The organism is Flavobacterium hibernum, assembly GCF_000832125.1.
GTDB classification, from domain to species: Bacteria; Bacteroidota; Bacteroidia; order Flavobacteriales; family Flavobacteriaceae; genus Flavobacterium; species Flavobacterium hibernum.
The window spans coordinates 115332-130863 of the sequence record NZ_JPRK01000015.1 but is presented as its reverse complement, the minus strand read 5'-3'; the positions used below and the strand labels follow the sequence as shown (position 1 = coordinate 130863).

General features: G+C 34.3%; 8 protein-coding genes. 2 read left to right on the top strand and 6 right to left on the bottom strand.

Annotated features, from left to right (window positions below; translation table 11 throughout):
* Window positions 1–38: 38 nt before the first annotated feature.
* Window positions 39–2120, top strand: a complete 2082-nt coding sequence (locus IW18_RS17690) for a PBP1 and LysM peptidoglycan-binding domain-containing protein (protein WP_041519332.1) — start codon at window positions 39–41, stop codon at window positions 2118–2120.
* A complete protein-coding gene (locus IW18_RS17685) occupies window positions 2120–2521 on the top strand; it encodes an OsmC family protein (RefSeq protein WP_041519330.1) in 402 nt (133 codons plus the stop codon). Before IW18_RS17690 ends, IW18_RS17685 begins: the two co-directional genes overlap by 1 nt.
* A 362-nt stretch (window positions 2522–2883) precedes the next feature.
* On the opposite strand, the gene IW18_RS17680 is transcribed toward IW18_RS17685, so the two are convergent.
* The 6 genes from IW18_RS17680 to IW18_RS17655 form a co-directional block, all read right to left on the bottom strand.
* Window positions 2884–4743 (bottom strand): glycoside hydrolase family 35 protein, encoded by a 1860-nt coding sequence (locus tag IW18_RS17680; RefSeq protein ID WP_041519328.1) that lies wholly within the window; start codon window positions 4741–4743, stop codon window positions 2884–2886.
* 87 nt (window positions 4744–4830) lie between these two features.
* On the bottom strand, window positions 4831–6186 hold the full coding sequence (locus IW18_RS17675; protein WP_394331634.1) for a Gfo/Idh/MocA family protein: 1356 nt from the start codon (window positions 6184–6186) through the stop codon (window positions 4831–4833).
* 122 nt (window positions 6187–6308) lie between these two features.
* Entirely contained in the window at window positions 6309–7631 is a 1323-nt protein-coding gene (locus IW18_RS17670; protein WP_041519326.1) for a DUF3472 domain-containing protein, read from the bottom strand.
* Window positions 7632–7720: 89 nt separating this feature from the next.
* Window positions 7721–9418: a RagB/SusD family nutrient uptake outer membrane protein gene (locus IW18_RS17665; RefSeq protein ID WP_041519325.1), complete on the bottom strand. Its 1698-nt coding sequence runs from the start codon at window positions 9416–9418 to the stop codon at window positions 7721–7723.
* Between the two features lie 9 nt (window positions 9419–9427).
* Window positions 9428–12511 (bottom strand): SusC/RagA family TonB-linked outer membrane protein, encoded by a 3084-nt coding sequence (locus tag IW18_RS17660; protein ID WP_041519323.1) that lies wholly within the window; start codon window positions 12509–12511, stop codon window positions 9428–9430.
* Window positions 12512–13566: 1055 nt separating this feature from the next.
* Window positions 13567–15420 carry an alpha-1,3-galactosidase-related protein gene (locus IW18_RS17655; protein ID WP_041519322.1) on the bottom strand — a complete coding sequence of 618 codons (1854 nt, stop codon included), beginning with the start codon at window positions 15418–15420 and terminating at the stop codon, window positions 13567–13569.
* Window positions 15421–15532 lie beyond the last annotated feature (112 nt).

Sequence of the window (15532 nt, the reverse complement as noted above, 5' to 3'; positions counted from 1 at the left end):
TGTTTTGAAATAGAAATTAAATTGTTTTAAGCCTTATTATGAAATATTATTTAACATTATTATCATTAGTTTTTTTTGTAACCAGTTCTGCATTTTCGCAAGAAAAAGTGGTGAAATACACGGTTTCAAGTGGAGAAACTATTAATCAAATTGCTGTAAAATTTAAGGTTACGCCTTATGATATTTATACCTTAAATCCGGATGCTAGAAATGGTGTAAAACCAAATACGGTTTTATTGATTCCAACAAATGGTACAAAAGCGGCAGCTAAAACAGAGACAGTTGTAGCAAAAGTGACGAATAGTTCTAAAGAAATTGTTCATGAGGTACAACCAAAAGAAACATTTTATAGTATCGAAAAAAAATATGGTATTTCTGACGAAGCTTTAAAAGCTGCAAATCCTTTTTTGGTAAAAGATGGTGTTCAAATTGGACAAAAATTGGTTATTCCGGCAAAAGGAGCATCAGTAAAAACTCCTGTAGCTAATAAAGTAGTTAGTGAAAAAGCAAAAGAAAAGTATGTTTATCATGATGTTATTGCAAAAGAAACTAAATTTTCTATTGCTAAAAAATACAATACTACGATTGAAGATTTAGAAAAGCGTAATCCTGAAATTGTTTCAAATTTACCAATAGGATATCGTTTGACAATAAAAGGAACGGCTCCAAAAACCGAAACTTCGGCAGCACCCGTAACTAATACGGCAAAACCCGCTGAGACTAAAAAAGCAACTGAAACTCCTAAAAAAGCGGTTTCTTATATGGAATATCAGGTAAAACCAAAAGAAACTTTTTATAGTTTAGGTAGAACTTTTCATATAAGTCAAGAAGAATTAACGGCTTTAAATCCTGCTCTTTCAGAAGGTGTAAAGGAAGGAATGGTTTTAAAAGTTCCTGCTGGATATTTAGCTCCAGCGCCTATTATTGCGCAACAACAACCTGTTGAAAAAGCAGTTGAAAATGCAAATACCGGCGGAATACAAATCGTAGATAAAGTAAAATCTGAAACGGTTTCGGCTAATCCTGAAATTGTTGAGTTGACTAAGAAAAGAGGACAAAATGAGCGTAAGAAATTAGTTTTACTTTTGCCTTTTAATTTGGCGAAAATGCAAAATGATACAACAAGCACTGCTAACCGAATTAAAAGTGATAAGTTTTTGAATATGACACTTGATTTTTATTCTGGAGCAATGATGGCAATCGACTCTGCCAAAACATTAAAATTGCCAATTGATGTGGCGATTTACGATTCTCAGGAAACAAAAAACAGTTCGAATATTTCGACTTTAATCGCGCAAAATAAATTGCAGGACGCAAGTGCTGTTATTGGACCATTTTATCAAAGTAATGCCGAATCTACGGCAAATACATTGCGTTTATACAATGTTCCTGTGATTTCGCCTTTGTCTAAGGATAAAGCAAACCCAATTGATAATTTGTACCAGACAATTCCATCAAATGATGTGGTTCGAAATGCAGTTTTTGATTTTATGCGTTCAAAAAACGGAAATATTGTTGCCGTTGTTGATAAAAAGAAGGAATCTGTAATTAGCTATATCAAACAAAATCAAAAGGGAGTTGTTTTTGCTGGTTTGACAGAAACTGGAGGTTTAGACGTTGCTAGTTTAAAAAGTTTGTTATTGCCTGGTAGAATGAATTATGTGGTAATGGAAACAGGAAATACGGCTATGGTAAAAGCAACTATAAAAGCTTTAATCGATGCTCAAAAAACGTGTCAGGTGCAGTTGGTTATTTTAGAACCAAACAGTACGCTTGATACTGATGAAATTAATTTTGACAATTTGGTTAAACTAAAATTAATGTATCCGTCAGTAACTCGCGAAAGTGACGAACCTGCTGTTTTAGTTTTTGAAAAAGAATATAGATTGAAGAATAAAGTAAATCCTAATACTTATGCAACACGCGGTTTTGATGTAACTTTTGATACTATGATGCGTTTGGTACAGGGAAAAACATATCAGGAAACAGCAGATTTAATGACAACGGAACAAGTTGACAATAAATTTCAATTTTATAAAAAAGAAGATGGTGGACACGCAAACAAAGGTGTTTACATTTTATATTACGACAGTGATTTAACTTTAAAAGTAGCAAACTAATGACATCAAAAGTAACCTATTTAGGCGATTTAAGAACAAAATCAATTCATGTGCAATCAGGTAGTGAAATTATCTCTGATGCACCGGTAGATAATAACGGAAAAGGAGAAGCTTTTTCTCCAACAGATACAGTTGCAAATGCTTTAGCGAGTTGTATGATGACTATTATGGGAATCAAAGCACGCGATTTGAACGTTGATTTTACAGGTTCAACAGCCGAAGTAACTAAAATAATGAATGCTGAACCAAGAAGAATTGGTGCAATTGAAATTGTTTTTGATATGCAAGGTGTTGAAGAAGAAAAAAGCAGAACGATTCTTGAACGCGCAGGTATGACTTGCCCGGTATTTTTGAGTTTAAGTTCAGAAATTGAAAAGAAAATTACTTTTAACTGGAAGTAATTTTTAGAATTTATATTTAACGAAAAAACCATTCATGTAAGTGAATGGTTTTTTTGTTTTTAGGCGCACAGATTAAACATAATATTGTCATTTCGACGAAGGAGAAATCTTCATGAGAAGCTCGACAAAGATTAGATTTTTTTGCGGAGTTACTTGCGAAGATTTCTCCTTCGTCGAAATGACAAAACTTTGCGGTTTTGTGTTTTTTCGAAATTAATTTTGCTTTGTAAAAGCTTACAATTAGTTTTGACGTTTATCGGCTTAAATCAGCAAAATCTGCGTGAAATATTTTTAATCCTTTTAATCTGTGGCTAAAAAATTCTCTCGCAGATTCTACAGATTTAGCAGATTTAGTTTTTAATTTATAAACCTTTCTCAGGTCTTAGATCTTCTAAAATTGGAGTAGCAATAGATTTTAGTTCTTTTTGAATTGTTTCATTTTTTTGCTCAAAAATCACAATGTTGTTTTTACCTTTTTTAAGCCAACAACCTGGTAAATATAAAGTTTGTTGTGGACCAACACTCCAGTAACGACCAATATTGATTCCGTTTATAAAAACGATACCTTTACCAAAATCGCGCATGTCCAGAAAAGTATCTCCAGTTTTCTTAAGATCAAAAGTTCCTTGATATAAAGTTGGACGGTTTATTTTTCCAGAGTTTTTATAAGCTTCTAAATTGGGTTCTGTAGTCATTGGCAATTGATACATTTTCCAGTCTCCCGTAATTGTTTCACCATTAATAATAACCGGGCTAATGATTCCTTTGTTATTAGCATTGATTTGAGAACCGTAGTTAATGCGTCCCATATTTTCGACAACAATATCTAAAGTAGCATTAAAAGGAACATCTATTTCGCAATCGTATTTTTTATAATAACGATTTAATTCTGCTACTTTTTTACCATTAACATATACGATTGCATAATCGCGCAAACCGTTTAATTCTAGTTTTCCACTAATAGGTTGCGTAAATCTTTTGCTGTACCAAACATAACCGTCCCCTTGATTTAATTGTTCAAACGACAAAGGACTGTCGTTGATAACGGGCGTTATTTTAGCTTTCAAATCGGCTAAATCAACCACTTTTGTTAAAGTAATTTTCGGGATTGTGATTACCGCTATTTTTTCTGGAACAGCTGGAGTTTCACCTGATTTTAATATTTCTCTTAACGCACTGTATTTTGGCGTTGCCCAACCTGCTTCGCTAATTGGAGCATCGTAATCGTAAGACGTCATATCAGGTTGAATGTCGTGCTCTTTGTCATAATTTGCGCCGGATGTAAAACCAAAATTAGTTCCCCCATGAACCATGTAGTAGTTGAATGAAACTTGGTTGTCCAGATATTTTTGTGTTAAGCGAACGGTTTCTTCCGGAGTTTGTGTAGGGAATGGTTCTGCCCAATGATCTAACCAACCCGGATAAAATTCAGCCACCATATAAGGACCTTGCCCGTTATTGTATTGATTGACTACATTTTTTAATTTAGTAATATCACTTTCGCCATTTGCAGTTGGCAACGCACCTGGTAAGGCACCGCCTTCAAACAGCCAGCTTCCGTCTGATGTAAAAAAGGGAACTTCAAAACCTACATCTTTTAATTGCTGAAAAACAGCTGCACTGTATTTTTTATGATCTTCTAACGAAACATCTTTACGTTGTGCAACATAAGAACCAAATTCATTTTCGCCCTGAACCATAATAATTGGCCCGCCTTTGGTAATTTGTAAATTTTTAACCTGATTGTACAGTTCAGTAAAATAGGCTTTTGTAGCCGTTAGATATTCCTTGTTATTACCGCGAATAACCATATTCGGCACGTTTTGTAAAAACCAAGGATAACCACCAAATTCCCACTCGGCACAAACATAAGGACCCGGACGAAGAATAACGAATAAACCTTCTTCCTGCGCTATTTTAATATATTCGGCTAAGTTTTTATTTCCGGTTTTAAAATCCCAAACTCCGGGAGCAGTTTCATGATAGTTCCAAAATACATAGGTCGCAACGGCATTTAATCCCATTGCTTTCATCATTTTTAAACGATGACGCCAATACGGTTGTGGAATACGAGAATAATGCATTTCGCCGGAATGTATTTGAACCGGTTTTCCATTCAATAAAAAATTACCTTCACTTATGGCGAAAGTTTGTTTTTGTTGTGCATTTGTAATCGAAACAGTAAAAATTGATAACAGAATTATAAGGTATATTTTTCTCATTTTGATTTTGATTTAGAATTGTTATAAAACAAGCAAGAGGGCACCATGACTTGCCCTCTAACTTTCTTTCAACTAACCAATAAAATTTTATTCTGAAAACTCTAACTTTTGCAGTTTGTTCCAGCCTCCACGAGTGAAATCTGGAATTTCTACCGGCGCAGAACCGTTGTCAAGTGAGATTTCTGTTAATGGACCTAGACAAGACCATTCTGCTAAATCATAAACATCCATATCTAACGGAAGTCCTTTTTGTAAACAGTGAATCAAACGATAGTCCATTACGAAATCCATTCCGCCGTGACCACCCACTTTTTTAGCTTGCTCTTCGATATTTTTTACAATTGGGTGTTTGTATTTTTCCATCAAAGCTTTTTTAACTTCTTCAGGAACGAATGAGTGTGCGCTTAATTTTTCGTGATTTGGTTTTACGTCATCTCCTAATTCCTTACCATCTAAAGCATAACCTTCTAACGGATATTTGTTTGCAAAACCTTTTGTTCCGCTTAATTGGTACATTCTGCTATATGGGCGAGGCGAAGTAACGTCGTGTTGAATTTGGATTGTTTTTCCGTTTTCAGTACGAATCATAGTCATTGTGTGATCTCCATTTCTAAAGTCTTTAATATCCTGACCAGATTTTTCTTTGATGTAAGCAGGATTTCCAACGGCTTTAGTATCCATAGAAACCAAGAAATTCATTTTATCGCCACGGTGAATGTTTAAAGCCTGACAAGCTGGTCCCATACCGTGTGTTGCATAGATATCTCCACGGTGTTTGATGTTGTAATCCATTCTCCAGTTGTTCCAGTATTCTCCCCAAAAAGGTTGAAGACCGTGAATATAAGAACCTTCTGCATGAAGAATTTCTCCAAATAAACCTTGTTGCGCCATATTTAAAGTAGTCAATTCAAAGAAATCATAAACGCAATTTTCAAGTTGCATACAGTGTTTACGTGTTTTTTCTGATGTATCAATAAGATCCCAGATTTCTTTCATTGTCATCGCACCCGGAACTTCAATAGCAACGTGTTTTCCATCTTTCATAGCTTGAACACCAATTAATGCATGGTGTTTCCAATCTGTAGCAATGTATACTAAATCGACATTTGGTAATGCAGTTACTTTTTTCCATGCATTTTCATCTCCAAAAAATTCTTGCGCTTTAGGAAGTCCAGCTTTTGTTAAAATTTCGTTTGCCGATTGTGTGTTTTTCTGGGTCATATCGCAAAGTGCCACGATTTCTACACCCGGTATATGCGTCATACGCTCTACAGCTCCCGGTCCACGCATTCCTAAACCAATAAATGCTACACGAACTGTTGGGATTGGAGCAGTTGCTAAACGCAAAACATCTTGTTGTCCTTTTGCACGTGCTGGTGTTTTGGTTTTAATCATTTGAGCCGAGGCAGTTGTCCATCCAAACAAAAGACAAGCGACTAACATGAATTTTAAAATACTAGTTCTCATAATTTAAATAATTTGATTTGAAATGATGATAATCAAAATAGGATTATCGGAAAAAATTGTTTTTGTTGTGTTGTTGTTTAGTTCTAAAAATGTACTTTTTATGGCAAATTCTTAAAATTTATTTCTGGTTTTTTATTGTTTAATGGTCTTGTAAATATTGTTTTTGGCTTTGTATTGTTATTAAAAAATCCTCCGTTTTTTAAATAAAAAGAATCTTTGTCAAGTCCGCCTGCATAATCCATTCGGTATTCTTTTGCTCCTGTATTATCTGTTGTAAAACGAGCTGAATTTATTTCTGTCCAAACTCCTTTATCATCACAAATCCATTGATTATTGAATAAAACTTTACGAGATAAATCGCCTTGTTCCGGAATAAAATTCTCTAGAAATGAATGGAATCTTTTTAAATACGTATGGGTTTCCGGACGATTAAAACTAGCAATTAAAAGCCATTTTTTAAGCTCTGGTGCATAAAAATAAGCAGTATAATTGGTACTATTGTTATTTTGTGGAATTCCGTGCAGTAAAAACTTATAAGTATTTCCGGCTTTCCAATTGTATTTTAGATAGCTTTGTCCGCCAGACCCTTCGTTTCCGAATTCTCCTGTATGAACATTTTCGCCTTTTTTAAGCATTTTAATTTTGTGTGTTTCAGGAATACTGGCAGGATCATCTGTTGTAAAAGGGCTCCAAACCGAGAATAAAACTCTTCGCTCTGTTGCTGAGTTGACCTGAATTCCAAAGTAACCTTCGCCAAAACCATTTGCCATAAAATAAGAACCAATTTTGTCTTCATTTACAGGAACAGTGATTTCGTTGTAATACCATTCGGCATTTGTCGTTTCTGGAACCTGATAATTTAAGTGTACAGATGGCCCGCGACGTCCCCAATGATAAAAGTTTCCTTCGTTATTTGGAACATAAGCAATTTTGCGATCGTAATCTGTGCTCGAAATACTAAGGCGATTGATAGAAGGAAATTGCTTTCCGGTTTTGCTGATTCCTTTTATTTTAAGGGCAACGTAACCTTCTTTATTGATTTTCCAACTTCCTATAGTTACTGCTTTTTTTGAGGTATCGAATTTTACTTTTTTGGATTCATTGTTAATTGAAAATTCAATTTCTGATTTTCCATCCACTAGTACAGATTCTTCAACTGTAATTTGGAATGTTCCTGCTTTATCAATTTTAAAATAAGCAGTAAAAAACTCTCCGGAATCTGTCCAATTTTCGATACCATTATCTGTGATCGTATTGCTTTCTTCTACGTGTTTAGAACTGTACGCATTACCGGCAAGAGGCATGGAAATCGAAGTTTTTGGATTTTCTATTGGATCATTTGTAGTGCTTTTTTCGTTATTGATAGGATAACCAAAAGACATTAATAATGAAGCGAGCGATACGTAAAATAAGTTTTTCATTTTATCTGTAGTTAGTTTTTTTCTTCTTTTTGAATTGCCTCTCTAATCAATACAATTAGAGAGGCTTCAAAAAACAAAAACCTAAAAAATTATGGGTTTTGTGTCAATGTTCCAGGATATGCATTAATCTCCGATTGCGGAATATATTGTACGACTCTTGGGCTTGAAGCTGGCCAGTCTATCATTGGTAAATGTGGACCAGGATAACGACGCGTCATCGTTTGACCATTTCTGTAAACGTCATAACCTCTATGTGCTTCAAAAGCTAATTCTAACTGACGTTCTTCGTCTACACGTTGTACGGCATTTGTGTTGTCTAATGATGTATAACTTCCACCTACAATTGATCTTTCACGAATGATGTTTAGGTTCGTTAAAGCGCTGTTGTAATCTCCTTTTTTAACGTAGGCTTCTGCCATGTTTAAATACAACTCATCCAATTTTGAAATAGGAGGTGAGTATAAGTGAGAATCATTATTTTGCAATGAACATTTTGTGATGTAATACATTGGATATACACGATTTAATAACATCATGTAATCTTTTTCTCCAGTATATGTTTTTCCTTCATATACAATTGAATATTGATTTTCGGCTGCATTTACTGCGGTTAAGTTATAATCTGTAGTTCCAATTGTGATGTAATAAGAACCATTAGATTTTGTTTTAAGCGGCTGTTGCATATAGTTATAACCTGTTTGCACACCACCAGTATTTTTGATGTCGTAGATGAAACGGAATGCCGGAGTTTTGGTTCCTGCATCGTCTGTATCATATTGTGGGTCAATAAAAGCCCAACGAGCATCTTTCTTTAAACCTGATTTTCTTAATAAATCCAAGTATTTTGCACTAGCGTACATTTCGCCCCATCCTTGACCTTGAATATTAGCATACATACCACCAATTCCGTAATAATGATCGTAACCTGAAAATTCTGAAGCTACACGTTTAACAGCAAAAATAGTTTCAGTTTGTTCATCAGAATCTGGTGCATAAGTATTGGATTTCATAAAACCTTCACGGCTCAATAATTTATACTTTCCGCTATTGATTACTTTATTAGCGTACTCAATAGATAGTGTTGCATATTCCTGATTTGGGTTTTCATACGTACCACTCATATACAAATATACTCTTGAAAGCATTGCCTGAGCAGCTTCTTTAGTTGCATATGCTGCAGATCTGTCAACAGTCATTAAAGATTCTGCTTTTTTCAAGTCGCTAATCGCTTGTGCATAAGTATCTTTTACCGTTGATCTATCCGGTAAATTAAGATTAATTAAATCTGCCGGAACACCATTTACAATTGGCACACCTAAATTAGTTTCAGGCGATTGTGCGTAAGGTCTTCCGTAAGCGCGGCATAAATAAAAATAAACCATACCTCTTAAATAGTAAGCTTCGCCAAGTTGTTGGTCAACGGCAGGGCTTTCACCTTCGGTCATAATCTTCATTAAATCACTCGATTGTGAGATTATTTTATAACTGTTATTCCAAAAAACAGATAATCTATCATTGTCTGGAATATGTTGGTAAGAAATAAAAGAATAAAATGCATCTGTAGATGTTCCTCTAATCATAATGTTATCACCAGGATATTCTCCAACTCTGTGCATAACATCAGACCAGCCTTTTAATTGTGCGTAACAACCATTTAATAAAACTTCTACGGCTGCGATTTTATCTTCTTCAATTTTGTCTTTTGTGTATGCATTAAACGGTTCTCTGTCTAAGTCACATGAGGACAGAAAACTAATTACCATACATAATATAAATATCTTTTTCATGATTCTGTTTTATAGAGTTAAGTTAAGTCCTAATACAATTTTACGTGTCGAAGGATATACTTGTGTTGCAACACCCGTAATAGTATATTGTTGGTTTGCCGAATTATAAGTAGGAGGCAGTTCAGGATCAACACCAGAATAATGGCTAATTGTGAACAAGTTCTCTCCGGCGATGTATAATCTTAAATTTGAAATATGAAGACGCTCAATTGATAAATTGTAACCAAAAGTGATGCTTCTCATTTTTAAATACGTACCTGTTTCTAAGAAACGTGACGAGGCTTTGTTTGATTGACTATTGTTATCATAAAGTGCTTGCGGATGCGTTGCAATATCACCTGGTTTTTCCCAACGGCTCCATCCACTTTGAAGTTTCATTTGGTTTCTATCGTTGTAAGCACCATCTGAGTCAAATTCTGCACGAGCATAATTGTAAATCTCTCCTCCAACTGAATAACTGAAAATAGCAGAAAAATCAAATTTCTTGTAATTTAAACTTGTAGAGAATCCTCCAAAAAAATCAGGAGTATAGGCGCCTATCACTTTTCTATATTTAGAGGCTTCACCATAATTGCTTGTTTTTACACGTGCTCCCGAAGCATCTGTAGTAAACCATTGTGGTTTTCCGTTTTCAGGATTAACACCAGCCCATTCTGTTAAGTACCAACTGTCAACATCTTTCCCTGGAGTTAATAGTTTTGATGCAGAACCTGCAGCGCCGCTACCATCACCAACAATGATTTCTTGTTTATCTCCGTAAAGGCTCGTTACTTTATTTTTATTAGTTCCAATATTAGCATCAACAGACCAGTTAAAGTTTTCATTTTTGATGATGTCAACATTTACCGAAGCTTCAAAACCTCTATTGTTTACTGCACCTACGTTTCTCCAAATGCTGTTAATTCCAATAACACCCGGAAGAGGTACTTGGTATAATAACCCAGAAGTATTTTTATTGTAATAGTCTAAAGTAATGTTTACTCGTTTAAAAAAGCTTACATCTACACCAACACCCCCAGTAAAAGTTTTTTCCCAGCTTAAATCTGGATTTGCTAATTGGGAGATTAACGCTCCCGGGCTTTCGTTATAACTACTTTTTGAGAAAGAATACAGCGGTAGGTGAGGGTACAAACTGTTTGGTCTGTTTCCTACTGAACCATAGCTTGCTCTAAGTTTTAAGTTATTGATGTAATCTGCATGAAAAAATGATTCATTGTGAATGTTCCATCCTCCACTAATAGAATAGAAATTACCGTACTGTGCATTTTCTCCAAAATTTGATGCTCCATCACGACGGAAAGATACTTGTGCTAAATAACGATTATCATAAGAGTAATTTACGTTTGATAATAACGATTGTACAGCCCATTGCGATCTTTCACCAGCTACTTTTTCTGGAACTGCGGCAGCATCAGGAGCTACAATTCCCGGAGGAATTCCTGTTGCAATTGCCTGACTGAATTTTTTGTTGTACTCATTCCACTCATAACCGGCAACGGCATTAAATGAATGTTTATTGAATGTCTTATTGAATTTTACTAATTGATTGGTATAGATTCTATTGTAAGTATCAAAGTTATCTTCGATTCTTCCTTTTACTGAAACTCCATTTGCTGATCTTGGATCTGTATAATAACTTGAATTTGAGTTACCAAAAATGTAATTGTTTACAGATGAAAAAGTTAACCAACTTGTGAACTTAATATCAAAATCAAGATTTGTTCGAACAGTATAACTTTCAGATTCACCATAATTCCATTGTAAATCGTACAAGTAATTTGAACCCGTTGTGTTTACCCAAGTTGGGTTTGGAGCGTTTCCTACCAAAGATCCATCTGGTAAATAGGGACTATCCCAAGGCATATTTGCATATAAAGCATATATATCATGTTGTTTGTCTAATGTAGATTCTCTGGTTAAATTAACCTGAGGTCTTAAGGTAAACCAAGTGCTTGGTTTGTACTCAAATTTCATAAGACCACTGTATTTTTTGTAGTCGTAGCCTTTAATAGCTCCAGTTTCATTGTAAACACCAACAGAAACGTAGCTTTTAAAGTTTTCGCCACCACCACTAAATGATAAGTTGTAATCTTCTGCAATACCCGTTTGAGTTGCATTATCCCACCAATCAAAGTTTTTGTTTCTTAATTCAGGTTTCCACCACCAAACGTTTTGAAAAGTTTCTTTGTTGGCAAACGAATCATATAAATCATATAATTCGGAGCCATTCATAATTTTGAAATTTCCGTTGTTTATGGTGGTCATAGCAGTTTTTGCAGAAAAGTTAATGGTAGATTTTCCATTTTTTCCACTTTTTGTAGTTACTACAATTACACCATTTGCTCCTTGAGATCCATAAACAGCCGTAGAAGCTGCATCTTTAAGAACCGTAAGGGTTTCAATATCTGCCGGATTCACATTTGCCGAAGTATTCCCCACAATAACTCCGTCAATAACCCATAAAGGATCTGTACTACCATTAACCGTTGTTCTACCTCTAATAATTACTTTTGCAGGTGCTCCCGGTTGTCCGCCACCTGTATTTACAAATACACCAGTAGCTTTTCCTGCCAACATATTTTCGACATTAGGCGTGGTTACATCTACGATTTTTTTATTGTCTAAAGTTTGCAATGAACCTGTCAGACTTTCTTTTTTTACTTTGCTGTATCCAACTACAACAACTTCTTCCATTTGTTGGCCAGCCTCTTTCATTACCACTTTTAAAATACCATTTCCTGCAGGAACTTCCTGATCTTGCATTCCTAAAAACGTAAAGATCAAAATTGCATTCTCATTTGGTACATCGATAGCAAAACCTCCGTCCATATCAGTTTGAACCCCTTTGGTTGTGCCTTTTATAATAACATTTACTCCTGGAACCGGAATTCCTTTTTCATCTACAACTTTACCTTTTACTATTTTTTGAAATGCAACAAAACTAGTTTCGCTTTTTGAAATTTCTTCTGAAGGTGCTGCAGCTGCATCTTGAAAACTTAAAGCCAACAAAGAAAGTAGTGTTGTTTTTAAAGTTTTTTCAAGAACAGTATGCAACCTGAAATTTCTAGTTTTTTTTGAGAACGTTTCTTTCATACTCTTGATTTGGTTTTGGTTAAAGAATGTGTTTTTTGTTGGGGGTGTTTTTTATAAAAATGATTAAAATTTTCAATCTTAATTTTTACTTTTTAAACGAAATAAAATCCGATAAAAAGATTTAAAAAAGAGCGAAAAAACCTGCTCTATTTTTAGATTATTTGACGAAACTATCGATTATATTTTTACTAACCAAGAAAAAACATAAAAAATGTGCTCGAACACACAAAATTTGTGTTCTCGAGCACATAAAATTGCTGTAAACGTTTTTTTAAATTTAAAATAATGAGATATTTTTAAAATAAACTATAAAAAAATGTGTACTTGATTTTAGGGGTATGTGTAGCGATTATGTTTAATTATTAAATAATGCGAAACTTTGATCTGTATTTATGATAATATCGCAATCATTAATTAATAATTTTGATAATAAATATGTTTTTTTGTCGAAGGTAAAAAGAGTATTTTTTTGATGGTTTATTCATTTCGAATCTGTTTTTTAATGCGATAAAGGCTTTGGTTTTTTACAAAAATGGCGAAGAAATGTTTTGTTGTAAAAAGTGTAGCACAAAGTGCTTTTTTGAAGTTTTAAAATTTTTAAAAATGGATCATTTCTGCTATTGTTTAACCTATTGTTTTTTGATAATCCACAGTCAAATTTGGATAAAAAATAAAAGTATTTAATTGCTTTGGAAACGAATGATCTGAAGCTGTTTTGGTTTAATTATTTTAAGCAGATAGTTTTGTGAAGTCTCGGGATTGATTCTGTAAATGTGTTAAAGGCGTTTGACTATTATTAATGAATCTACACGCTTTAAAGGATTTTATTAAGTTGAGCTTTTGCCAAATAAAAATAATCTCGCAAAGGAACATCTTAAACACAATATTGTCATTTCGACGAAGGAGAAATCTCCGTAAGTAACTCCGCAACGAGAACCTAATCTTTGTCGAGCTTCTCACGGAGATTTCTCCTTCGTCGAAATGACAAAACCTTTTAGATTTTGCACGTTAGGACTATGTGTTATTTTTTTTTGTTAATATCTATGAGTTAACTTTTATTTTACGACATCAACGCTTAATTCAGAATTTTTTAAGTCTAATTCTTCACGTTTCATTCCTTTTAAAAGAATGTTTTTCCCTAAAACATCTTTGCTAAATTTATTTCCGCTGATTTCCACATTTTTACAAGCCTCAAGCCTGAAATTTTGTTTTTCAGGATATAAGGGAGTAAATGCAAAACTACGCTTGATTATATTGTTTTTAAAGCTTAATCCGTCTACAGACACGGCGTACAGAATTGGGTAGTCTGATGGATTAAAGCTGTTGCTTTCGATTTTTATGTTTTTATGAAACGGCTTTAAAGCATTTGGTTCCGGAATTTCGGGATAGATACTAATAATGGCTTCACAGAATTGATATGGTGATGAATTACAAGGAAATCGAAATTGATTATTTTTGATGGTAATATCTTTTACAGCGCCACTTTCGTACCAATAATTAGCATCTCCGGCAATCAGAATTGCCGAGCCGCTGGTTTCGAATATATTGTTTTCAATAATTACTTTTCCTGGAGTAGAGATCAAATAACCGCGCGCGCGATTACTGCCCACAAAACAATTGGTAATCGTTGCATTTGGTGTCCAGCTTAAGTTTTCTAGAACAAAATTGGCATTTATTTGGGTTGGAATTTTCTCTTTGAACCTGATGATGAAATGGTCTACATCCAAAGGTTCAAAACTTGAAACGGTTCCATAAGACAAAGTACCCATTTCTTTCTTTTCGATAAACCCAACTTTATCGCCTTTAACGGCCCATAATAATCCGTGCGACATATCCTGTCCAAATTTACATTTTACAGCATAATCGTCGATTTTTCCTGTTACAGGAACATAAGTTCCATGAATGTTAATAGGATCGTCCATTAAACCTTGTGCATCGCAATTATCGATGATAATCTCACCTTTACATCCCATAAAATGCAATCCGTCGTCATGACCGCTCAAATAGCGATTTTTATTCGGATTTGGAATCATATTGACGTTTCTCATTTCTATATTTTCGCAATATTGAGATAAGATTCCTAATCCGGAAGTATGATAGACGTTAATGTTTTCGAGTTTGGTGTTTTTACTATGAAACAAAAACATTCCGGCGTGATCTCGAGTTCCATGTCTTAAAATTAAGAAATTTCCAACCGTGGGCGTTTTAGTAAAATTTCCTTCCATTAAAACAAATCCGGGTTTTATCTCGCTGTATTTTACATTTTTAAAATCACCTTTTACGCAACCATTGTCTCCCGTGTTAGCTGGAATAATGTGTTTTTTGTCAAATTCTATAAGCCATGAACCGCCAGATAATGCCCAATTTTCGTTTGCATTTTCGCCAACAAAAGTCAGCCCTTTTTCATGGATTTTGTATGGAGATTGAGCAATGTCAATCTTTATTAAAATATGGTTTTTATCGGCTTCGATAACTTCAGCTTCAGAAGTTAAAGGAACATCCCAATCGATATTTACGTTTTTAATCGTAATGTTTTCGGTATTATCCAGAGTAAAAGGCTGAATATGTTCGTGATACACAAAGTCAGATTGTTGTGCATCGATCGTAATATTCTTTTTCTGTTTTATAAGTATGGCCAATTTTCTAACGTCGGCATCGTAAGTATTGCTTTCGTAATAGGTTTTGTAATATTTAGCATCAGGATAGAAATCGTAACGGCCTTTTGGGAAAATTATTTGTACAGATTCATTTCCCAGTCCTTCAATAAGTTGATTGACTTTGGTGGTTAAGTTCTCTTTTGTGTTGGCGACAATTCCATAATCTTTTACATTTATTTTTTTGACTTTGTTTTGCGCGTTGCAAACCGTGAAAATAGAGAGTAGGGCGTATGTTAAAAAAAGTTTTTGCATTTTTAGGGTTCTATTTTTTTTTTTCTAAAATATTGAGTATTTAAAAAAGTACGGAATACAATCAAGGCTAAATTTTGTCTTTGATTGTACACCGTACTTGATTTAATGAAAA